This window comes from Nocardiopsis listeri NBRC 13360, from assembly GCF_001570765.1.
GTDB classification, from domain to species: domain Bacteria; phylum Actinomycetota; class Actinomycetes; order Streptosporangiales; family Streptosporangiaceae; genus Nocardiopsis; species Nocardiopsis listeri.
The window spans coordinates 18,321-38,768 of sequence record NZ_BCSH01000039.1; the positions used below are offsets into that span (position 1 = coordinate 18,321).

Annotated in this window: 19 protein-coding genes; 7 read left to right on the forward strand and 12 right to left on the reverse strand. The window is 69.7% G+C overall.

The window, feature by feature from the left end; genetic code table 11:
- Positions 1 to 284 precede the first annotated feature (284 nt).
- Positions 285 to 1,721: an alpha,alpha-trehalose-phosphate synthase (UDP-forming) gene (locus tag NLI01S_RS12935; protein WP_067604052.1), complete on the forward strand. Its 1,437-nt coding sequence runs from the start codon at positions 285 to 287 to the stop codon at positions 1,719 to 1,721.
- A 12-nt stretch (positions 1,722 to 1,733) separates the two neighbouring features.
- Here the strand turns inward: NLI01S_RS12935 and NLI01S_RS12940 are convergent, their stop codons facing one another.
- The 3 genes from NLI01S_RS12940 to NLI01S_RS12950 all read right to left on the reverse strand — a co-directional run bounded on the left by NLI01S_RS12940 (position 1,734) and on the right by NLI01S_RS12950 (position 4,808).
- Positions 1,734 to 2,330 carry a GrpB family protein gene (locus NLI01S_RS12940; RefSeq protein ID WP_067604054.1) on the reverse strand — a complete coding sequence of 199 codons (597 nt, stop codon included), beginning with the start codon at positions 2,328 to 2,330 and terminating at the stop codon, positions 1,734 to 1,736.
- Positions 2,331 to 2,513: 183 nt separating this feature from the next.
- Positions 2,514 to 3,344 carry a class I SAM-dependent methyltransferase gene (locus tag NLI01S_RS12945; protein WP_223809224.1) on the reverse strand — a complete coding sequence of 277 codons (831 nt, stop codon included), beginning with the start codon at positions 3,342 to 3,344 and terminating at the stop codon, positions 2,514 to 2,516.
- 297 nt (positions 3,345 to 3,641) lie between these two features.
- Entirely contained in the window at positions 3,642 to 4,808 is a 1,167-nt protein-coding gene (locus NLI01S_RS12950) for a S8 family serine peptidase (RefSeq protein ID WP_067604056.1), read from the reverse strand.
- 230 nt (positions 4,809 to 5,038) lie between these two features.
- Between NLI01S_RS12950 and NLI01S_RS12955 the strand changes: the two genes are divergently transcribed.
- Both NLI01S_RS12955 and otsB read left to right on the forward strand, forming a co-directional pair.
- Positions 5,039 to 5,323 carry a DUF3263 domain-containing protein gene (locus tag NLI01S_RS12955; protein WP_067604058.1) on the forward strand — a complete coding sequence of 95 codons (285 nt, stop codon included), beginning with the start codon at positions 5,039 to 5,041 and terminating at the stop codon, positions 5,321 to 5,323.
- 174 nt (positions 5,324 to 5,497) lie between these two features.
- The gene (gene otsB, locus NLI01S_RS12960) at positions 5,498 to 6,343 is read left to right on the forward strand and encodes a trehalose-phosphatase (RefSeq protein WP_067604060.1); all 846 of its coding nucleotides are present in this window, start codon (positions 5,498 to 5,500) and stop codon (positions 6,341 to 6,343) included.
- Here otsB and NLI01S_RS12965 read toward each other — a convergent pair.
- Positions 6,312 to 7,346: a serine hydrolase domain-containing protein gene (locus NLI01S_RS12965; RefSeq protein WP_067604139.1), complete on the reverse strand. Its 1,035-nt coding sequence runs from the start codon at positions 7,344 to 7,346 to the stop codon at positions 6,312 to 6,314. The two genes, otsB and NLI01S_RS12965, sit on opposite strands and share 32 nt — an antisense overlap.
- 174 nt (positions 7,347 to 7,520) lie before the next feature.
- On the opposite strand from NLI01S_RS12965, the gene argJ reads away from it, so the two are divergent.
- Positions 7,521 to 8,681: a bifunctional glutamate N-acetyltransferase/amino-acid acetyltransferase ArgJ gene (gene argJ, locus NLI01S_RS12970; RefSeq protein ID WP_067604063.1), complete on the forward strand. Its 1,161-nt coding sequence runs from the start codon at positions 7,521 to 7,523 to the stop codon at positions 8,679 to 8,681.
- A gap of 96 nt (positions 8,682 to 8,777) precedes the next feature.
- On the opposite strand, the gene NLI01S_RS12975 is transcribed toward argJ, so the two are convergent.
- A complete protein-coding gene (locus NLI01S_RS12975; RefSeq protein ID WP_067604065.1) occupies positions 8,778 to 10,352 on the reverse strand; it encodes an MFS transporter in 1,575 nt (524 codons plus the stop codon).
- Positions 10,353 to 10,519: 167 nt separating this feature from the next.
- On the opposite strand from NLI01S_RS12975, the gene NLI01S_RS12980 reads away from it, so the two are divergent.
- Positions 10,520 to 11,161: a TetR/AcrR family transcriptional regulator gene (locus NLI01S_RS12980; RefSeq protein ID WP_067604067.1), complete on the forward strand. Its 642-nt coding sequence runs from the start codon at positions 10,520 to 10,522 to the stop codon at positions 11,159 to 11,161.
- Positions 11,162 to 11,294: 133 nt separating this feature from the next.
- Here the strand turns inward: NLI01S_RS12980 and ptsP are convergent, their stop codons facing one another.
- From ptsP to NLI01S_RS13010, 6 genes are all read right to left on the reverse strand, one after another.
- The gene (gene ptsP / locus NLI01S_RS12985; RefSeq protein ID WP_067604069.1) at positions 11,295 to 13,025 is read right to left on the reverse strand and encodes a phosphoenolpyruvate--protein phosphotransferase; all 1,731 of its coding nucleotides are present in this window, start codon (positions 13,023 to 13,025) and stop codon (positions 11,295 to 11,297) included.
- 176 nt (positions 13,026 to 13,201) lie between these two features.
- Entirely contained in the window at positions 13,202 to 14,242 is a 1,041-nt protein-coding gene (locus NLI01S_RS12990; RefSeq protein WP_067604071.1) for a zinc-dependent dehydrogenase, read from the reverse strand.
- Between the two features lie 93 nt (positions 14,243 to 14,335).
- The gene (locus tag NLI01S_RS12995; protein WP_067604145.1) at positions 14,336 to 14,776 is read right to left on the reverse strand and encodes a PTS sugar transporter subunit IIA; all 441 of its coding nucleotides are present in this window, start codon (positions 14,774 to 14,776) and stop codon (positions 14,336 to 14,338) included.
- Complete coding sequence (locus tag NLI01S_RS26025; protein ID WP_067604073.1) at positions 14,766 to 15,074, reverse strand: PTS lactose transporter subunit IIB; 309 nt, start codon at positions 15,072 to 15,074, stop codon at positions 14,766 to 14,768. Before NLI01S_RS26025 ends, NLI01S_RS12995 begins: the two co-directional genes overlap by 11 nt.
- A gap of 63 nt (positions 15,075 to 15,137) precedes the next feature.
- Positions 15,138 to 16,232, reverse strand: coding sequence for a PTS mannitol transporter subunit IICB (mtlA, locus tag NLI01S_RS13005; protein WP_067604075.1), 1,095 nt, complete (start codon positions 16,230 to 16,232; stop codon positions 15,138 to 15,140).
- A 59-nt stretch (positions 16,233 to 16,291) separates the two neighbouring features.
- Positions 16,292 to 17,053: a DeoR/GlpR family DNA-binding transcription regulator gene (locus NLI01S_RS13010; protein ID WP_067604077.1), complete on the reverse strand. Its 762-nt coding sequence runs from the start codon at positions 17,051 to 17,053 to the stop codon at positions 16,292 to 16,294.
- Positions 17,054 to 17,336: 283 nt separating this feature from the next.
- Here NLI01S_RS13010 and pfkB point away from each other — a divergent pair, with 283 nt between their 5' ends.
- The gene (gene pfkB, locus NLI01S_RS13015) at positions 17,337 to 18,278 is read left to right on the forward strand and encodes a 1-phosphofructokinase (RefSeq protein ID WP_067604079.1); all 942 of its coding nucleotides are present in this window, start codon (positions 17,337 to 17,339) and stop codon (positions 18,276 to 18,278) included.
- A 65-nt stretch (positions 18,279 to 18,343) separates the two neighbouring features.
- On the forward strand, positions 18,344 to 18,613 hold the full coding sequence (locus NLI01S_RS13020; RefSeq protein ID WP_067604081.1) for an HPr family phosphocarrier protein: 270 nt from the start codon (positions 18,344 to 18,346) through the stop codon (positions 18,611 to 18,613).
- Between the two features lie 52 nt (positions 18,614 to 18,665).
- Here NLI01S_RS13020 and NLI01S_RS13025 read toward each other — a convergent pair whose 3' ends face one another.
- Positions 18,666 to 20,294 carry an AMP-binding protein gene (locus NLI01S_RS13025; RefSeq protein ID WP_067604082.1) on the reverse strand — a complete coding sequence of 543 codons (1,629 nt, stop codon included), beginning with the start codon at positions 20,292 to 20,294 and terminating at the stop codon, positions 18,666 to 18,668.
- Positions 20,295 to 20,448 lie beyond the last annotated feature (154 nt).

Sequence of the window (20,448 nt, forward strand, 5' to 3'; positions counted from 1 at the left end):
CGTCACTGTAACCGACGTCCTGACCGGTTTTCCATGCCGGGTGATCCGGATTACACCAGCCGTCTCAGTATGCGATACATGATGAGACGGCCCTGATCGGTGTCGTCCGGCGCGCGTCCCGTGCCGGTGGAGCGTGACGACCCTCCCCGTTGACCAGGGGTGGGTTTGGGGCCCGGGTGCTCCGGCGAGACCTAGGGTGCGCCCCCGGATCGCCGGGGGTGCATCCACGACTTCCCCACATTCCCACCGCGGCACTCGTTCGCGCACTTGAGAGGACCTCACACGTGGACAAGGCACAGATCCTCATCGCCTCCAACAGAGGACCGGTCTCCTTCTCCACGACGGCCGAGGGCTCACTGGAGCACCGCAGGGGCGGCGGTGGACTGGTGTCGGGGATGAGTTCGGTGGCGACCGAGATCGACGCCCTGTGGGTGTGCGCGGGCCTGTCCGACACCGACCGGCGCGCCGCGGCCGAGGCCCCACAGGCCCGTCTGGACCGGGCGCACGACCTCGACGGCATGCGCGTCCACATGCTGGACATTCCGGAGGAGACCCTGACCGGTGCCTACACCGAAGTGGCCAACTCGATCCTGTGGTTCGTACAGCACATGTTGTACGACACCCCGAACAAGCCCTCCTTCGGCTCGGACTTCCGCAGGCGTTGGGAGGACTACTCCGCCTACAACAACGCCTTCGCCGAGGCCCTGGTGAGCGGGGCCGCGGACAACGCCCGCGTGGCCGTGCAGGACTACCACCTGGCCCTGGTGCCGCGTATTCTGCGGACCCGCCGCCCCGACCTGCGGATCGCGCACTTCTCGCACACCCCTTGGGCTCCCCCGGAGTACTTCCGGATGCTGCCGACCCATGTGGCCCGGGAACTGCTGGAGGGCATGCTCGGCGCCGATCGGCTCGGTTTCCACAGCCCTCGATGGGCCGAGGCCTTCCTACGTTGCTGCGCCGAGATCCTGCGCGCCGACGTCGATCTCGGGCAGCGCACGGTGGAGTACGGAGGCCGCGTGGTCGAGGTGGGTGTGCACGCCTTGGGCGCGGACGCCGAGGGGCTGCGGGAGAGCGCTTCGGAACCGGCCGTGGCCGAGCGCCGGCGGACACTGATCGACCTGGTCGGCGACACCAAGCTGATCGTTCGGGTGGACCGCACCGAGTTGTCCAAGAACATCGTGCGCGGTCTGGAGGCCTACAGGGAACTCCTGAGGGCGCACCCGGAGTGGCGTGGACGGGTCACCCACCTGGCGTTCGCCTACCCCAGTCGGGGCGACGTGCCCGAGTACCGGACCTACACCGATTCGGTGCTGCGGACGGCCAAGGAGATCAACGAGGAGTTCGCCACTCCCGAGTGGACGCCGGTGGTGCTGGAGGTCAACGACGACTACCCGCGGTCGCTGGCCTCGTTCCAGATCGCGGACGTGCTACTGGTCAATCCGATCCGGGACGGAATGAACCTGGTCGCCAAGGAGGGCCCGGTGCTCTCCGAGCGCGACTCCGTCCTGGTGCTGTCCCGAGAGGCGGGCGCGGCCGACGAGTTGGGCGAGGACGCACTGCTGGTCAACCCCTATGACACGGTGGAGACCGCGGAGGCGCTGCACGAGGCGTTGACGATGCCGGAGGCGGAGCGGAGCAAGCGTCGGGAGCGACTGGCGGAGGCGGCGGTGGCGTCGCCGCCTCGGCGCTGGTTCCAGGACCAGATCCGTTCCCTGGGCTGAGCGGCGCCGAGGTCAGTTCGGACTCCGGGACGCCTTCCAGGCCTCGGCCTCGGCCATGAGTTCGGTGATGATCTCCGTCTTGGCGCCGGTGTAGTCCTGGAGACGTTCCCATTCGCGCTCGCCCAATTCGCGCTTGACGGCGGCGTAGCGTTCGCGCGCGCCGGCGTCGGCGATCAGGTGGTCGCGGAACAGGCTCATGCGTTCGAGCGCCGGGCACCCCCTCGTACCGACGTAGAGGCTCACGTTGACGCGTGAGCCCTTGAGGAGTCGGTGGTCGTGCTCGCCCTCGAAGCGGGCGAGGACGCCGTATCCGATCTCCTCCAGTTCCGGCAGGTAGGCGGGCTCGTCCGTGGGGTCGGCCACTCCCAGACGGATGTCGATGCAGGCCTTGGCGTCCAGGCCGGGCACGGCGGTGGACCCGACGTGCTCGATCGCCAGGACACGATCGCCGAGGACCTGACGGATGCGGTCGGCCTCCCGTTGGAACAGGTAGGGCCACTTGGGGTCGTAGGGGACGACGTTGACCCGCCCGTTGACCAGGTTGTGGTTGTGCGGATCGGTCCGGGTGGCGCCGCGCGAGGGCAGGGACGGGGATTCCAGGGAGGACATTTTCAAAGCCTTGCCGTCCGCGCTGTGGGAGTCAAGGGCCTTCGCGTGGCTTACATATGCACGCGCATTTACGACGTGACCATGTGTCGACCTGCGGTGACGTTCGGCGATGGCGCTTTCCGTCGGTTTTTCCCTGGTACCGGGAACCGACTTTAACCACACCCATCGAAGGCACTCGGACGGTCACCCGAAAGTCCTGGATGCGACGTCGAACGACCCCGGGCGACCACTCGTCTCATTCGGGAACGGAGACCAGCAGGATGAGGGAACCCTCCAGTTCCGGAGTCGACCGAAGGTGGCCGTGGTCTCGATCCCATGTGCCATCGTCCAGGGCGCGGGACAGGTCCGCGTGGAAGCGTTCGTGGACCTCCTCCGAGACGAAGCTCCACGCCGAGCAGGCCTGTCGGGCCGTGGAATCCAGCAGCGTCTCCGGCCGCCCGTAGTAGGCCTCGTTGAAACCGTCCGAGCAGTCGAAGGGGATCGGTACCCGGGTGACCGTGGTGCGTCCGCCCAGCCCCCCCCGGCCAGGTCGGACGTGGTCGGGTAGCGCCGCGCCTCGGTGTCCAGGACCTGCGGGGCGTATTCGTACAGCCAGAAACGGCGCACCAGGTCCGGGTCGCAGGTGAGCACCGCGACCGGCCCATCGGTGACCCGTCGCAACTCGGCCAGTCCGGCCGGGAGATCCGACCACTGGTGGACGCTGAACGTGGTCATGGCGGCTTCGAAGGAACCGTCGGGGAAGGGCAGGGACTCGGCGGTGGCGTTCACCGCTTCTGGGAGGTCGGCGGGCCTGCGGGCCCGCATGCTGGACGAGGGTTCCACCGGGGTGACCTTCCGGTCCGCCGGCTCGTAGGAACCCGCCCCGGCCCCGACGTTGAGCACGGTGCGCGCGTCGCCCAAGGCCGCGTGTACGAAGGAGGCGATCCGGGGGTCGGGCCGACGGTGGTCGGTGTAGGTCCTGGCGATCACGCCGTAGTCGGCGTCACCCGCGCTTCCGTCGGCCTTACGCGCCATGCGGCTTCTCCCGTCGTGGAAGGGGTGGGGGTCGACGCCACTCTAGACCGTGTCCCCTTCCCGCCCCCAGGGGTTTTCCACAGGCTCCGAATCGCCCCTGTTCCAGGGTCCGCATGGCGCCGTAACCTCGTATTCGAGGGACTCTGGGCCCCGTCCACCTCGTGCTGCCCACGCCCCACTTCGAACACACGAAAGGGGGCGCTCCCCACCCGGGAACGCCCCCGCACCACACGTCATCGACCTTCTCGACCAGTGACCTTCTGGACCAGCGGCCTTCTCGACCAGTGACCTTCTCGACTACTTGACCTTGCGTCGGCGGCCGCCCTTCCTGCGCCGGGACGGGCGTTCCTCGGCCTTGGCCTGCTCGGCCCGGGCCGCCGCCAACTCCGCGTCCTCGGCCTCCCGCTCGGCCTTCACCCCGTACGGGTCGGCACTGCTGCGACGCACCCACAGCACCAGCACGAGCACGACGATCACGAACACCACACCGACCAGGGCGAACCAGATCCACACCGGGACACCCTCGTCCTCCTCCTGGACCAGGTTCTCGTCGATGAGGGGGACACCCTCGGCCGTACCGGACGCCTGGGCCACCGCATCGCCCACCTGCAACGACGGCAGGCCGTCGGGACCCGGCTGAGCCCCATCGACCAGGGCTTCGCGCACCTGGGCCGGGCTCAGTTGCGGGTACTCGGCGGACAGCAGCGCGGCCGCTCCGGCGACGACGGCGGCCGCGTAGGGCGTCCCGGTCACGTCGGCCTGGCGCAGCTCCTGGCCGGCGGTCCGTAGTTCGGCGCCGGGCGCCACGAGGTCGATCTCGGAGGCGTCGGGCGAGTTCGGGACGAGCGCGCCGTCCTCGTCCACCCCCGCCACCGTCAGGACGTTCTCGTCCGTGTCCCCACCCGCGGGCCCCACCACCAGGGCGCCCCCACTGGCGGCGGCCGCGATGGCCTCGGTCAGGTCCTCGTCGCCGCCGACCTCATCGGGCAGCAGGACGACCTGAACGTCCTCGTCCACGGCGTGACGAATGGCACCGGCCAGGTCGTCCTCGGTGGGCAGCACCAGGACGTTCGCTTCGGGAGCGACCCCCAGTACACCACCGTCGGCGTCCATGCCGTGGCCGTGCGCCGCCACCAGGCCGGCCGCCGCGGTCCCCTGCTCGTCGTCGGCCCCGTTGGAACCGAATCCGTCGTCGATCTCCACGTTGTCGCGCAGGTCGGGGTGTTCCTCATCGACCGACACCCCGGGCAACGCCACGGTGATGCCCTGCCCCTGGGTCTCCTCCCAAACGTCCTGTGCCCCGATGGACGTCAAGGCCCACTGGTCGGGACGGAAGTCGGGGATCTCCGAGGAGGCGGCGGGCGCCGCCGTCAACCCCAGTACGACCAAGGACGCGCAGGTCCCGGCCGTGGCGCCCAACAGATGGCGCGAATGTGTCCTGCTACGGCTGTTGCCCCCGAGCACGTCAGGCTCCCTCGAACGTTGCGGTCGGCGTTCTGCCGGGCCCTCCCCGGACCCTCGCGATTCTGTCACGGGCACAGGTGCCAGGCTTGGACAAGTGACCACCCGGGTAGGGAAGGCAACTGTGGCCCTGGTGCCACTCCTGAGTTTTCCGCTCCTCATCCGGCATGTCGAGTCGCTAGCATGAGACGCGCCGATCCGGACAAACCAATTACCCGTCCAGGGGGTGTCCCATGCCGAATATCGGTCCGTCCAAGGGCGGTCAGTCGGCCCTCGCCGAACGCGAACAGCGCATCCTCGCCTTCGAACGCCAGTGGTGGAAGTTCGAGGGCTCCAAGGAACAGGCGATCCGCGATGAGTTCGGGTTCTCCGCGACCCGGTACTACCAACTGCTCAACGGTCTGGTCGAGCGCCCGGAAGCGCTCGCCTTCGACCCCATGACCGTCAAGCGTCTGCGCCGTCTGCGCGCCGACCGTCGACGACAACGCAACGCCCGCCGCCTCGGCATTCAGATCTGACCCACCGGTTCCCGGTTCCACCGACATCCGGCCACCGGTCCGGCACGTGCGCCAGGGACGATCCCCGCATCCGCGCGAAGCCGAACTTGCGCGCCCTCCCCTCGGCGGAGACCACACGTCCACGCCAAGGCCCGCGCCGCGCGGCCCATCGACGACTACGACGAGGTCTTCCGCATGTCCCCAACCGAGCCCGGTACCCCGCCCGCACCCGGCAGCGAGGCCGGACGCGCCGGCCTGCGGGCGCTGCTCGACGAGCCCTCCACCGCGCTGACCGGCTTCGACTTCGACGGCACACTCGCGCCCATCGTCGCCGACCCCCGCGCCTCCACACCCCAACCCGGGGTCGTGGAGGCACTGGCCGCGCTGGCCGCACTGGTCGGAACCGTCGCGGTGATCACCGGCCGCCCCGCCGCCACCGCGGTGCGTCTGGGCGGTCTGGACCGGGTGCCCGACATCGTCGTCCTCGGCCATTACGGGGCCGAACGCTGGGCGGACGGCCGTGTGGTCGCCGCGGATCCGCCGCCGGGGGTGGCCCTGGTTCGCGCCGAACTCCCCGCGCTGGTCGACGCATCCGGGGCTCCAGCGGGTACCTGGATCGAGGACAAGGGCCGTTCGCTGGCCGTGCACACCCGCCGCGCCGACGACCCCGACCGGGCGTTGGAAATGTTGTCCGGACCACTGGCCGACCTGGCCGAACGCGCCGACCTCAAACTGGAGCCCGGGAGGATGGTGATCGAGCTCCGTCCACAAGGTGTGGACAAGGGCGCGGCCCTCACCTCGCTTGCGGAGGAAAAGGCCGCACGTTCGATCCTCTACGCCGGTGACGACCTCGGTGACCTGCCGGCCTTCGCGGCCGTCACGGCCCTGCGCGAACGCGGGACACCCGGGCTCACCGTTTGTTCGTCCTCCGACGAGGTCACGGCGGTGGCCGAGGCCGCCGACCTGACCGTCCCCGGACCCGCCGGGCTCGCCGTGTTCCTTCGGGAGCTCACGGAGATGATTCGTGGGCCTGTGGCGTGAGCGCCGACCGGGCGGCGCCGCGCAGGTCCACCAGGCCGGTGCGGTCCCGCCCGTAGTGGACCGCGTTGGTGAGCACGCCCACGTACCGTCCACTCTCGGGGTGCATGAACAGGCTCGTCCCCGTGAACCCGTTGTGGTAGACCACCCCTTCCGGAGTGACCAACCAACCCAACCCGCGGGAGAGCCGCCCTCCGGCGTCCACCTGCGGGGTCCAGCTCTCCCGCACGTACGAACCGGGGATCGCCCCCTCCGCCCCGATCTCGTGCAGGCGCAGCATCTCCCGGGCGAAGGCTCCCAGGTCGATGGCGGTGGTGAACGCCCCGGCGTGCCCGGCCACACCACCCATCAGCGCCGCGGCCTCGTCGTGCACCACGCCCCAGGTGGGAGCGGTTCCGACGAGTCGACGCTCGGTGGGGGCCACACCGGGCGAGCGTGGCAGCGGACCGAAGGTGGTCGAGCGCATGCCCAATCCGGCCCAGAGGTCGGCGGCCAATCGGTCCAGACCCTTGCCGTACAGGCGCTCCAGCAGCAACCCCAACAGGATGAATCCGCGGTCGACGTAGAGGTAGCCGGGGTCCTCCAAAGGATCGGACAGGATGGCCTCGGCCAGGTCCTGGTCGGTGCCCACGTACCGTTCCAACCAGGTCACCTGGTTGAGTCTGCTGGTGTGCGTGAGGATCTGCCTGGTGGTCACCCAGGCCCCGGGGAGGTCCTCCCCGTCGAAGTATTCGGACATCGGAGCGTTGAGGTCCAAAATCCCCTCGGCGATCGCTCTACCGACCAGCGGCCAGGTCGCCATCACCTTCGTCAAACTCGCGACGTCGTAGGAAACGTCCGGCGCGGTGTCGTGTTCGTCGTCGATCCGACCGACCGCGACGAACTCCCACATGCCACCGGTACCGACCACCGCGGCCCCACCGGGTAGCCAGTCGGCGTCCACCATCACCTTCAGGACCCCACGGATCCGCGCCCCCGTCTCCGTGAGCCAGTCACCATCGTGCACCACACGCCTCCCCCCGAGCGGTCTTCCCCCACTCTCGGCGGATACCCCGTTCGATCCGGCTTGTCACACCAGTGTCGTCAACGAACAGTACGAAACCCTCGCAGGTGGAGGCCGTAATCGAGGTGGTCGGGCGTGGCGAAGTAGGCTGGCGGTCAGGAGTTTTCGAGGAGGACGATGAGCAGCCAGACCCCCGTTCCCGCCGGTTTCGTCGGCGTGTCCGGAAACATGGGGATCAAGGACCCCGACGACGATTTCTTCGCCGTCGTCTCCCAAGCGCCGGCGGTGGTGTCCGCCGTGTTCACCAGGTCCCGGTTCGCCGGGCCGAGTGTGCGCCTGAGCCGGGAGGCGGCCTCGAACGGCCGTGCCCGCGGAGTCGCCGTGATAGCCCGCAACGCCAACGTGGCCACCGGACGGATCGGCGCTCGGGACGCGCGCGAGGTACAGGACCGGGTGGCCCGAGCCGCCGGCGTCGCCCCCGAGGAACTCCTGATCGCCTCCACCGGGGTCATCGGACGCCCCTACCCGATGGAACGGGTCCGTTCCTACCTGGACGGGCTGCCGGCCGAGTTCCCACCGGCCGACCTGGATCGCGCCGCGTCGGCGATGATGACCACCGACACCCACCCCAAGATCGTCAGCGCCAAGGTGGGCGGGGCGACCCTCACCGGCATGGCCAAGGGTGTGGGCATGATCGAGCCGAACATGGCGACCATGCTGGCCTGGTTCTTCACCGACGCCGAGCTGGAGCAACCGGTTCTGGACGAGGTGTTCCGCCGGGTGGTGGACCGCACCTTCAACGCGCTCAGCATCGACACCGACACCTCCACGAGCGACTCCGCCGCGATCATCGCCAACGGCGTGGCCGGCCCGGTGGACGTCGCCGAGTTCGAGGAGGCCCTGTACGAGGCGGCGTTGAGGCTGGTCCGGATGATCGCCTCCGACGGCGAGGGCGCGGGCAAGCTCATCGAGGTACGGGTCACCGGGGCCCGCGATGACGCCCAGGCCAAGCGCGTGGGCAAGGCCGTGGTGAACTCTCCGCTGGTCAAGACCGCCGTGCACGGGGCCGACCCCAACTGGGGCCGGGTCGCGATGGCCGTGGGCAAGTGCTCGGACGAGACCGACGTGCTGCCGGAGAACGTGCGCATCGTCTTCGGTGACGTGGAGACCTTCCCCGCCGAGGCCACCGAGGAGACCCTGGAGCGCGCCGCCCGACACATGAAGGGCGAGGAGGTGCTGATCGGTGTGGACCTGGGCATCTCCGACGGTGACTTCACCGTCTACGGCTGTGACCTGACCGAGGGCTACATCCGGATCAACGCCGACTACACGACCTGAGTCGCACGGCGCGTTCGACGACGTGGCCCCGAAGGAGCGGATTCCTCCGGGGCCACGGTACTTCGGGGGCGCGCCGCTCTGGGGGCCGCGCCGCGGTCAGATGTGCACGGCGGGGCCGTCGGCCATCCTCCCCCCGCGCATGAACAACGACAGGATCGCGCCCGCGAACAGCAGCCCCGCCGCGATGAGGAAGGCCAGGTGCAGGCCGTCCAGGAAGGCCAGGTTGCTCGCCGTGGTGACCGCGGAGACGGTGTCCGCGTCGGCCCCTTCGGGCATGACCGCGCCGCCCTGGGCGATGACGCTCTGCATGGCGCTCAGTTCACCACCGGAGGGCGCGTCCTGGCCGAACGCGCCGTAGTGGTCCGGCAGCCTCGTGACGATGGTCGCGGACATGACCGCGCCCAGGACCGCCGTGCCCAGCGAACCGCCGAGCTGCATCGCCGCCTGTTGCACGGCGGAGGCGACACCGGCGAAGCGCACCGGCGCGTTTCCGATGATCGCGGCGGTGGCACCGGTCATCACCAGGCTCAGACCGACGCCCAGCAGGACGAACCCGATCGACAGGTACACCACCGAGGTGTCCAGGGTCAGTCGGGAGAGCAGGAACATGCCCGTCCCCGCCGACAACAGGCCGATCGTGGTGGGCAACCGTGCGCCGACCCGGTCGAGGATCCGGCCCGCGATCGGCGAGACGATGGCCATCGTCGCCGTCATCGAAATGAGCTGCGTCCCGGTCTGGGCGGGGCTCATCCCCCGCACGCCCTGAAGGTAGAACGTGATGAAGAACAGCGAACCCATCAGGCTCACCGCCATGAACACCATCAGCACCACACCGATGGCCAGTGACGGGTTGGCGAACAGCGCGAGCGGGATGAGCGGTTGCTCGGGCTTGCGCTCCCAGAGCACGAAGGCGAGAACGAACAGGATCGCCGCGCCGAGGGAACCCAGGGTGACGGGGTGGCCCCAGCCGATGCTCGGCGCCTCCACCAGCGCCCACACCAGGGCGAAGACGGCGATGCTGACGAGGACGATGCCGGGCAGGTCCATGCGGCTGCCCGGGTCGGTGGGCCGGTTGGCGGCCAACAACCACAGGCCCAGACCCAGGGCGATCACGCCCACCGGAACGTTGATGTAGAAGACCGCCTCCCAGCTGAGCGCGTCGACGAGGACGCCGCCCAGGATGGGACCACCGGCGGTGGCCGCGCCGATCAGGCTGCCGAACACCCCGAAGGCCCGGCCGAGCTTGCTGGGCGGGAAGCTCGCGCGCATCAGACCCATGGCCGACGGCAGCAGGAGCGCTCCGAAAACGCCTTGGACGATCCGGAAGGCGACCAGCATGATGACCCCGGAGGACAGGGCGATGGCCATCGATGCCACGACGAAGCCGACCACGCCCGCCAGGTAGGTGTTCCGGTGGCCGAAGCGGTCGCCGAGCTTGCCCGCGGTGATGAGGAAGACGGCGAGGCCCAGCAGGTAGCCGTGGGTGACCCACTGCAACTCGGCGAGGGAGGCCCCCAGGCTCGCGCCGATCGCCGGGTTCGCGACGGCCACGATGGTCCCGTCCAAGGCCACCATCATCACGCCGAAGGCGATGGCGACCAGCGTCGCCCAGGGGCTCCGGGTGAGGCGTTCAACGGCCCGTCCCGGTGGTGCGGCGGTCTGTGCGGTCATGGATTCCCCGTCTTCCCCGATCGGTCCCCGTTGGTTACCGGGCGAGATTATGTCAGCCGCTGACACTTGGCAATCTGTGCAATAAGTCAGTGACTGACGTCATACCGACGCGCGTGTATCCTCGAAGGAGGCGCGAGACCCGACGCCGCGAAGGAAGGGGACCGTCCATGACCGTGACGAGCTCCGAGCCGACCGGTCTGCGTGAGCGCAAGAAGGCGCGCATGCGCAGGGACCTCATCGACGCGGCGATCCGCCTGTTCCACGAGCGAGGGTTCGAGGGGACCACCACCGAGGAGATCGCCGCCGCGGTCCACGTCTCACAGCGCACGTTCTTCCGGTACTTCGCCTCCAAGGAGGACGTGGTCCTGGAGGCCGCGGAGGGTGTGGACCGGATCCTGTTCGACTCCCTGCGGGCACGCCCCGCCGACGAGGCGCCCTTCCGCGCCCTGCGCAACGCCACACGCGACCACTGGGAGCACCTGGAGCGTGAGGACCTGCGTCTCCAGGGCAGCGCGGGCAACCTCATCGCGCGCAGCCCCGGCCTGATCGACGCGAACATGCGCTACTGCCACCGGCGCCAGGCCCACCTCGCGCAGGTCCTGGGGGAACGCGCGGGGGTGGATCCGACCACCGACCACCGCCCGTCGCTGGTCGCCTCGGTGTACTTCGCGGCCCTGAGCAACGGACATCAGATCTGGTGCGCCTCCGGTTGCGAGGACGTCGACCGCCTGCTCATCTGCTTCCTGGAGCAGCTGGACCTGGTCCCCGAAGCCGTCGGCGGCGGCTGGGGCACCTCCACCGACACCTGACCGGGCCCACCACCCGACGATCCCGGAGCCGATCGGGGCCGGAGCCGATGGGGCCGCACGTGGTGAGGGCGCGGCTCCGCAGGGCCCGGACGGTGGGCCCTGCGGAGCGTTCCGGTGTCACTCGGCCCGTGGGTCAGAGCCGCAGGGCCTCCGGATGCGCCGCCTCGCGCACCACCTTCCTGGCCCGCTCCGGATCATCGGCCGCCAAGGCCAGCTCGGCCAGGCGTCGACACTCGGCGTGCGAGTGCCGGGACAGGACGTAGCGCACCGCGGGCAGCGCCGGGGACGCCATGGACAGGCTGGTAGCCCCGAGACCCACCAGCACCACGGCGAGCAGTGGGTCGGCCGCGGCCTCGCCGCACACCCCTACAGGTCGGCCCAGTGTCTCCCCCGCCCGGCCCACCTTGGCCAGCAGGTGCAACAGCGACGGCTGCCAAGGGTCCAACAACTCCGGCAGGCTCTCCAGCGTCCGGTCGGCTCCCATGGTGTACTGCGCCAGGTCGTTGGTACCGATCGACACGAAGTCGACACGGCGCAACAGCCGGTCGGCCAGCAGCGCGGCGGCCGGTACCTCCACCATCACGCCGGCCTCGGTGATCCCGGCCGATCTCGCCAGTTCGGCGAACTCGCCCGCCTCCGCCGGGGTGGAGACCATCGGAGCCATCACCCGGACCCGGGCGGAGGCCCCGTCGGCGGCGGCCGCGTGTTCGGCCGCGGAGATCGCGGTGAGCTGGTCGGTGAGCAGTCGCGGATGAAGCTTCGACGTACGGAACCCGCGCACGCCCAGGGCCGGGTTGGCCTCCTCACCCGTCGGCGCGAACTCCAGGGGCTTGTCCGAACCCGCGTCCAGGGTCCGCACCGTCACCACCCGGCCGGCGAACGCCCGGAACAACCGGGTGTAGGCCTCGGTCTGCTCGGCCACCGTGGGTGGCTCCGCCCGGTCGAGGAAGAGGAACTCGGTGCGCAACAACCCGATCCCCTCGCTGTCGTGCGCGCCGGCCTCATCCGAGTCGCCCTCACCCGCGTTGAGCAACAACGCGATCGGCACACCGTCGGCGGTACGGCCTGGCCCGCCGGATTCGGCCAACAGGATCCGGCGCCGTTCGGCCCGCCCCTGGATACGCTCGACGATCTCGGCGTCCGGGTCCACCTCGACGGTGCCGGCGTCACCGTCCACCGCCACCGTCGCACCGTCCACCAGGTGTTCCGCGCCCGAGCAGCCCACCACCGCGGGTAGGCCCAAGGAGCGGGCCAGGATCACGGTGTGGCTGGTGGGGCCGCCGAGTCGGGTGACGATGGCCTTCACTTTCGCCGGGTCGAGCCGCACCGTATCGGCCGGCGCGAGGTCACGGGCGACCAACACGTACGGATGTCCGGGGTCGGGCAGTCCCGGCATCGGGAGTCCGAGCAACACCGCCACCGCCCTGTCCCGGATGTCGGCCAGGTCGGCGGCGCGTTCGGCCAGGTACCCTCCCGCGGCCAGCAGGAGCTCCTGGTAGCGGCCGCACGCCGTATGGACCGCCCAGGCCGCCGGTCGACCTCCCCGGGCGAGCTCGCCGATCTGCCGACGCAGGTCGGGGTCTCGGGCCATCAGGGCCAGGGTGCTCAGCACCGCGGCGGCCTCGCCCTCGACATCGGCCGCCCGCGTGTCCAGTTCCGCGCCCACCTCGTCCAGGGCTGCGAGTGCGGCGCCCTCCTCCGCCGCGGGATCGTCGACCACGGGTTCTTGGGCGGGCAGGGCGGGCGGGTCGGCCATCCGGGCGACGGGCGCCACCGCGGCACCCGGACCGGCGGCGATGCCCCTGAGCGGGCCTTCGGGGTCGGGGCCGGAAGCCGGGTTCTGGACGGGTTCCGTCTGCGCCATGTGTGCTCTCCTGCGACTGGTGGGGGCCGGCTGTGATGGTGGAGGCGATGATCCGTCAGGTCCAGCCAACCCTGAAAACGGCGCCGACGCCGGCCCCGACTTCCGAATCCGTGGACGACCGGGCGGGGCCGGCGTGCGCACCTACCGTGGTCAGGCGTGGGTGTCTCCCGGAACGGTCAGGGCTCGATGGTCACCTTGACCGCGGTGCCCGCCGCGACCGTCTCGATCGCCTTGTGCACGTCGGCCAGCGACATCCGTTCGGTGATGAGGTCGGCGACCGGCACCGCCCCGGTGGAGATGAGGTCGAGGGCGCGCTTGTTGTGTTCGGGGCTGGAGCCGTTGGCCCCGAAGATCGAGAGCTCCCGGTAGTGGACCGCGTTGGCGTCCAGCGCGATGATCGGCGCGTCCTTGGGCAGCCCACCGAAGAGGCTGATCCGGCCGCTGCGCGCCACCATACGCACCGCGTCCTCCTGGGCCTTGCCGGACGCGGCCGCGGTGATGACCAGGTCCGCGCCCCGGTCGCCGGTCAGCTTCAGCACCTCGGCGACGGCGTCGGTCTCCGACCCACAGATCGCGGCGTCGGGACGCACCAGTTCGGCGGACATGTCCAGGCGCCCCCGGTTCAGGTCCACCAGGTACACCTCGGAGGCGCCCTTGGCCCGGGCCAGACGGACGTGCAGACAGCCGATGGGTCCGGCGCCGATCACCACCACCTTGTCGCCCTCGCCGACCCCGGCGATCTCCTGACCGTTGAGCACGCAGGCGAGGGGTTCGGCCACGGACGCCTCGGCGAGGGAGACGTTGTCGGGCACCCGGTTGACGCCGTCCACGGCCAGCACCGCTTCGGGAACGATCATGTACTCGGCGAACCCGCCGTCGTAGTGGTAGCCCATGGACTCCTGGCGTGAGCACACCGTGAACCGTCCGTCGGCGCACTCCACGCACGTACCGCACGGGATGGCGGCGATGACCTGTACCCGGTCCCCCTCGGACCAGCCGGTGACCCCCTCACCGACCTCCACGATGCGGCCGGAGATCTCGTGTCCGATCACCCGGGGCGGCCGGATGTGGTGGTGACCGTGTCGGGAGATCTTGACGTCGGTACCGCAGGTGGAGCAGTTGGCGACGGCGATCTTGAGCTGCCCCGCCTCCGGCGTGGGTTCGGGCGCCTGTTCCAGGCGGATGTCCCCGGGAGCGTAGAAACGGGCGACGAGCATGGTGGGGCCTTTCTTGTGGGGGCCGGGGGCGGGGTGTCCGCCCCCGACCGTTCGAGGAAGCGGTGGAACGGGTCCACCGGAGGTACGCGGAGATCAGCCCGCGGCGGGGGCGAGCAGTTCGATGACCTCGTCGGGGTCGTCCGCCGACCGGAGCCGCGCCGCCCTTTCGGGGTCGGTGAGGACCCCGGCCAGGGAGGACAGCACCCGCAGGTGTTCCTCGCCCGACGCGGCGATGCCGATGGCGACGTGCACGGTGGGGCCGCCCCAGTCGACCCCCTCAGGGAACTGGACGACGGCGAGCGCCGCCTTGCGCACGAGCGAACGGGAGGCGTCGGTGCCGTGTGGGATGGCCACGCCCTCGCCCACAAAGGTGGGGATGGAGGCCTCCCGTTCGTGCATCGCGGTCACGTATCCGGGGTCGACCGCCCCCAACTCCACCAGCAGGGCTCCGCACTGATCGATGGCGTCGGCACGGTCGCGGGCGGTGCGCCCGAGTCGGACGGCGTCCGCGTCGAGGACGAGATCAGTCGCCAAGGGTCCCACCGTCCCGGATGGCCGCCTCCACCTTGGTGAACACGGGGTCTCCGAGGAACATCTGGAAGCCGATGACCACGGTGTCGGGCACGCGGGTCCGGGCCCGGGCGACAAGGCCGGAGTGGCAGAGCACGAGGTCGGCGTCGTCGGGCACACGGTCCACCGGGGAGTGCTCCACGGTGACGTCGTAGGGGGCGAGGGTCTTCTTGAGCTGGGTGGTAAGCAGGACGCTGCTGCCCATGCCGGCGTCACAGGCGACGACGACCTTCTTGACGGCGGATCCTTCGATGGTGGCCATGTGGCCCTCTCTGTACTGAATCTGGTCTGGGGGTGGTCTCACGGCCCGGATGGACCTGGACGGTTAGGAGTCCTTCGCCTTGGCGGACGCGGCGGCCTCGCGTTCGGCCTTGCGTTCGGCGCGCCCGAAGCCGAGGAGCGCGGAGGCGATGAGGAACGAGAAGACCGTACCGACGACGACACCGGCGAGGACCGCGATGTGGTCGCCGCGCGGGGTGACCGCCATCAGGGCGATGATGCTGCCCGGCGCCGGTGTGGCGACGAGTCCGGCGTCGAGGAGCATGAAGGTGGTCACGCCGGACATGCCGCCGCCGATCACGGCCAGGAGGAGCTTGGGCTGGGCGAGGATGTACGGGAAGTAGATCTCGTGGATGCCGCCGAGGAAGTGGATGACGATCGCGCCCGGGGCGGTGGCCCGACTGAGCTTGGGACCGAACAGCATGCAGGCCAACAGGATGCCCAGACCGGGACCGGGGCTGGTCTCGACGAGGAACTCGATCGCCTTGCCCTGCTCGGCCACCCGGGCCACGCCCAGGGGGCCGAGGACACCGTGGTTGATGGCGTTGTTCAGGAAGAGGATCTTGGCGGGTTCCACGATCAACGACACCAGCGGCAGCAGTGACATGTCGATGAGGAACTGGACCCCGGAGCCCAGCCAGCCGGCGACGGTGGTCACGATCGGGCCGATGGCGTACAGCCCCAGGCCGGCCATGACGCCACCGAGGATGCCGGCGCTGAAGTTGTTGACGAGCATCTCGAAGCCGGACGGCGTGCGCGGCTGGGCGACACGGTCGAACTGCTTCATCAGGTAGGCGGCGAGTGGACCGACGACCATGGCGCCGAGGAACATCGGGATGTCCGCGGAGACGATGACACCGATGGTCGCGATCGCGCCGACGACGCCACCGCGCTTGTCGTAGACCAGGTGACCGCCGGTGTAGCCGATGAGCAGCGGCAACAGGTAGGCGATCATCGGGTCGACGAGCTGGGCGAGGTGTTCGTTGGGCCACCAGCCGTCGGGGATGAACAGCGCGGTGATCAGGCCCCAGGCGATGAAGGCGCCGATGTTGGGCATGACCATGCCCGCGAGGAAGCCGCCGAAGCGTTGGACTCCCGAACGGACCGAGGCGAATCGGCTCTCGCTCTGCTGGGTGGACATGGGGGGGCCTCCTGAGAGGTGCGGCGGTGGTGGCCCGCCGAGGAGTGGACGGTGTGGGGTCAGACCACTTGGACCGCCGGTCCCGCCGACTCCAGTTCGTCGGCCAGACCAGCGGCGAGTCCGCGGTCGGTGACGATCAGGTCGAGGTCCTCGACGTTGGCGAAACGGGCGAAGTGGTCGTTGCCGACCTTGGTGTGGTCGGCGAGGAGGACTGAACGTCGGGCGGAGGCGATCATGGCCCGCTTGACCTCGGCCTCGGCCGGGTCGGGGGTGGTGAGACCGCGCTCGACGGACACTCCGTTGGTGGCCATGAAGGCGACGTCGACGTAGGACTCGGCGAGGGATCGTAGGGCCCAGGCGTCGACGCTGGCCTGGGTCCGGTTCCGTAGCCGACCGCCGAGCAACATGAGGCTGATGTTGGGACGGGTGGTGAGGGTGAGGGCGATGGAGAGGGAGTTGGTGACGACGATGAGCTCCCGGTCCGTGGGCAGCTGTTCGGCCATGCGGCCGGTGGTGGAGCCCGCGTCGAGGAGGACCGCGCCCTCTTCGGGGAGTTCGGCCAGCGCCGCCTTGGCGATCCGTTCCTTCTCCTCTGTCATGACGGAGTCGCGCACGTTGAGCGCGGGTTCGAAACCCAGACGCTCCACGGGGATCGCGCCACCGTGGACCCTGCGCAGGACCCCGTGCCGTTCGAGGGCGGTGAGGTCGCGGCGGATGGTCTCGTAGGTGACGTCGAACTCCGAGGCGAGCCCCGTGACGTCGACCCGGCCGTCACGGCGGGCGCGTTCGAGGATCACCTGCTGGCGCTCTTCCGCGTACATGTGGGATCACCTGTGTTTCGGTGTGGTTTTGGGTGAGCATAATCGTGTTGCGTGGGACACACAAGGGGTATCTCAACCCAATATCCCAGTACTCACGACGATCACGCCATCTCAGGAAAACTCTGGTCAGCGACATCCGCCATCATGGCGCCCAGGGGCACTCCTACCCGCCCCCGCGCTCCCCCCATCACGCCGCACCCTATTGACAGGCACAAGCAAACACACATAATCAAAACCATTCCCACACGCAGGCCGGGCAGCCCCATCCTCGAAAAGAGCTCCCATGATCCTGACCCTCACGCCGAATCCGAGCGTCGACCACACCCTGGAGGTCGACGGCCTCGTCCGAGGCGAGGTCGTGCGGATACGCGCCACACACGCCCAGGCCGGCGGCAAAGGCGTCAACGTCGCCCGAGCCCTGCTCGAGGCGGGTATCGACGTCCGCGCGATCCTTCCCGTCGGTGGGGGCGGCGGCGCCGAACTCACCAACCTCCTCGGTGACCTGCCCCGGGTCACCGTCCCCATCGAGGGCGAGACTCGCGGCAACGTCGCCGTCACCGAGTCCGACGGCACCACCACCAAGCTCAACGCCGCGGGCCCCACGCTCTCCAGCACGGAGGTCCAGGCCCTGCTCCGAGCCGTGGAGGACGAACTCGCCAAGGGCCCCGACTGGATGGTGGCCAGCGGCAGCCTGCCCGTGGGCGCCCCCGACGACCTCTACGTTCGAGTGGCCGAACTCGCCGCCGGCCACGGGGTGCCGCTCGCGCTGGACACCTCGGGCGCCCCGCTCGAAGCCGCGGCCCGAACGGGTTCGGTGAAACTACTCAAGCCCAACCTGGAGGAGCTGTCCGGGTTGGTCGGCCGCACGCCGACCACCATCGAGGAGGTCACCGACGCGGCGCGCGAGGTCCTCGCCGGAGGGGACGGCGCCGTCCTGGTCACCCTCGGCGGACACGGGGCCCTGTACGTGGACGCCGAACAAGTGTTGTGGGCCAGGGGTCCCCGGGTACGCACCCGGAGTACCGTGGGCGCGGGTGACAGCGCGCTGGCCGGTTTCCTCGCCCTTGAGGGCACCTCCGAGGAACGGCTGCGTCGGGCCGTGGCCTGGGGCACCGCCGCCGTGTCCCTGCCGGGGACCACCGTCCCCCGCCCCGAAAACGTGACCGACGACGGCGTCGTCTCGATGACCGGACCCGACCCCCTGTGGCGGATCGACAAGCTCTGACCGCCCATCGGCAGCCCTGAACCACCCGACCACCGGCCACGAACCACGAGACCCCGAGGACCGACATGTCCGAACGCACCGTAACCATCGGCTCCCGGCTGGGCCTGCACGCCCGCCCCGCGGCCCTGTTCGTGCAGGCCGTCAACGAGACCGGCCTGCCAGTGATGATCTCCCGCGAGGGCCACAAGGAGGTGGACGCGCGCAGCGTCCTCGCCGTGATGTCCATGGGGGCCTCTCATGGGGAGACCGTCACCTTGACCTGCGACGCCGAGGGCGCGGACGAGGCGCTGGACGGCCTCGTGGAGCTGCTCGGCAAGGAACTCGACCCGAAGTAGTGGCGAGTGGCCCCTTCCCCGTCGGGTGGGGGCCACCCGTTTCGCGTTCGTGTCACCCGAGGAGGCGGATGGCCTCCTCCCGCATCTGGACCTTGCGCACCTTGCCGGTCACCGTCATCGGGAACTCGTCCACCACGTGGACGTAACGCGGAACCTTGTAGTGGGCGATACGCCCCTCGCAAAAGGCCCGCAGTGACTCGACGGTCAACGGGTCGGCCCCGTCCCGCATGCGGACCCACACCATGAGTTCCTCGCCGTACCGTTCGTCCGGGACCCCGATGACCTGGGCGTCCATCAGGTCAGGGTGGGTGTGGAGGAGTTCCTCGATCTCACGCGGGTAGACGTTCTCCCCACCTCGGATCACCATGTCCTTGATCCGGCCGGTGATGCTCACGTACCCGTCCTCGTCCATGACGGCGAGGTCACCGGTGTGCATCCAGCGTCCCGCGTCGATGGCCTCGGCGGTCTTCTCCGGTTCGTTCCAGTACCCGAGCATCACCGAGTAGCCGCGGGTGCACAGCTCACCCGCTACGCCGCGTGGGACGGTGACCCCGGATCCCGGGTCGATCACCTTGACCTCCAGGTGCGGACCGACGCGGCCCACCGTGGACACGCGTCGTTCCAACGAGTCGTCCCGCCGGGTCTGGGTGCTCACCGGAGAGGTCTCGGTCATGCCGTAGCAGATGGAGACCTCGGACATGCCCATCCGGTCGATGACCTTGCGCATGATCTCCGCCGGGCAGGGCGAGCCGGCCATGACGCCGGTGCGCAGCGAGGACAGGTCGTAGTCGTCGAAGTCGGGCAGGGCGAGCTCGGCGATGAACATGGCGGGAACCCCGTACAGCGAGGTACAGCGTTCGGCCTGGACCGCCTCCAGCGAGGCCGCCGGGTCGAATCCGGGTCCGGGGATGACCATGCAGGACCCGTGGCTGGTGGCCGCGAGGTTCGCCATCACCATGCCGAAGCAATGGTAGAAGGGAACCGGGATCGCGATTCGATCCCGTTCCGTGTATCCCAGCAGCTCCCCCACGGAGAACCCGTTGTTGAGGATGTTGTGGTGGGACAGGGTCGCACCCTTGGGGAACCCGGTGGTGCCCGACGTGTACTGGATGTTGACCGGGTCGTCCGGGGACAGGGTCGCCTCCACCTCGGCCAGACGCGACCGATCACCGCGACCGCCCGCTTCGAGCAGGGAGTCCCAGTCGGACCCACCGAAGAGCACGACCTCACGCAGGTCCGGGCAGTCGCCGCGTACCTCCTCGATCATGCCCGCGTAGTCGGAGGTCTTGAAGGAGGGAGCGGCGACCAGCAGGGAGATCCCCGACTGATCGAGGACGTACTCCAGTTCGTGGGTGCGGTAGGCGGGGTTGATGTTGACCAGCACCGCGCCGATCCGCGCCGTGGCGTACTGGATGAGGACCCACTCCGCACGGTTCGGGGACCAGATCCCCACGCGGTCGCCCTTGACCACCCCGAGATCGAGCAGGCCGAGGGCGACGCGGTCGACCTCGGCGTCGAACTCCCGATAGGTGAGCCGGAGCCCTGCGGGCCGGTCGATCAGCGCGTCCTGGTCGGGATGGGCGGCGACGGTACGCGCCAGGTTCACGCCGATCGTGTCACCGAGCAAGGGTGTGGACGACGTTCCTGAGGCGTAACTCGGTCGGGGTTCGGTTGTGCTCAAGTCCGGGCTCCTGGCTGTGAGAGACGGAGGGCGCCACATGGACGGGGACTCGTCGTCACCTTTGTGACTATGTGTGCCGGATCACACGTATCACGAGGGCCGGGTGCCTGTGAAGCGCCGAGGGCCTCCCCATCGGAGAGCGGCGGGAAGGCCC

Coding starts and splice junctions, on each gene's coding strand:
- otsB (WP_067604060.1), top strand. CDS start 5,498: ATGTCCCCAACCGAGCCCGGTACCCCGCCCGCACCCGGCAGCGAGGCC.
- mtlA (WP_067604075.1), bottom strand. CDS start 16,232: ATGTCCACCCAGCAGAGCGAGAGCCGATTCGCCTCGGTCCGTTCGGGA.
- argJ (WP_067604063.1), top strand. CDS start 7,521: ATGAGCAGCCAGACCCCCGTTCCCGCCGGTTTCGTCGGCGTGTCCGGA.
- NLI01S_RS13010 (WP_067604077.1), bottom strand. CDS start 17,053: ATGTACGCGGAAGAGCGCCAGCAGGTGATCCTCGAACGCGCCCGCCGT.
- NLI01S_RS12980 (WP_067604067.1), top strand. CDS start 10,520: ATGACCGTGACGAGCTCCGAGCCGACCGGTCTGCGTGAGCGCAAGAAG.
- NLI01S_RS12940 (WP_067604054.1), bottom strand. CDS start 2,330: ATGTCCTCCCTGGAATCCCCGTCCCTGCCCTCGCGCGGCGCCACCCGG.
- NLI01S_RS12955 (WP_067604058.1), top strand. CDS start 5,039: ATGCCGAATATCGGTCCGTCCAAGGGCGGTCAGTCGGCCCTCGCCGAA.
- ptsP (WP_067604069.1), bottom strand. CDS start 13,025: ATGGCGCAGACGGAACCCGTCCAGAACCCGGCTTCCGGCCCCGACCCC.
- NLI01S_RS12945 (WP_223809224.1), bottom strand. CDS start 3,344: ATGGCGCGTAAGGCCGACGGAAGCGCGGGTGACGCCGACTACGGCGTG.
- pfkB (WP_067604079.1), top strand. CDS start 17,337: ATGATCCTGACCCTCACGCCGAATCCGAGCGTCGACCACACCCTGGAG.
- NLI01S_RS12975 (WP_067604065.1), bottom strand. CDS start 10,352: ATGACCGCACAGACCGCCGCACCACCGGGACGGGCCGTTGAACGCCTC.
- NLI01S_RS26025 (WP_067604073.1), bottom strand. CDS start 15,074: ATGGCCACCATCGAAGGATCCGCCGTCAAGAAGGTCGTCGTCGCCTGT.
- NLI01S_RS12990 (WP_067604071.1), bottom strand. CDS start 14,242: ATGCTCGTCGCCCGTTTCTACGCTCCCGGGGACATCCGCCTGGAACAG.
- NLI01S_RS13020 (WP_067604081.1), top strand. CDS start 18,344: ATGTCCGAACGCACCGTAACCATCGGCTCCCGGCTGGGCCTGCACGCC.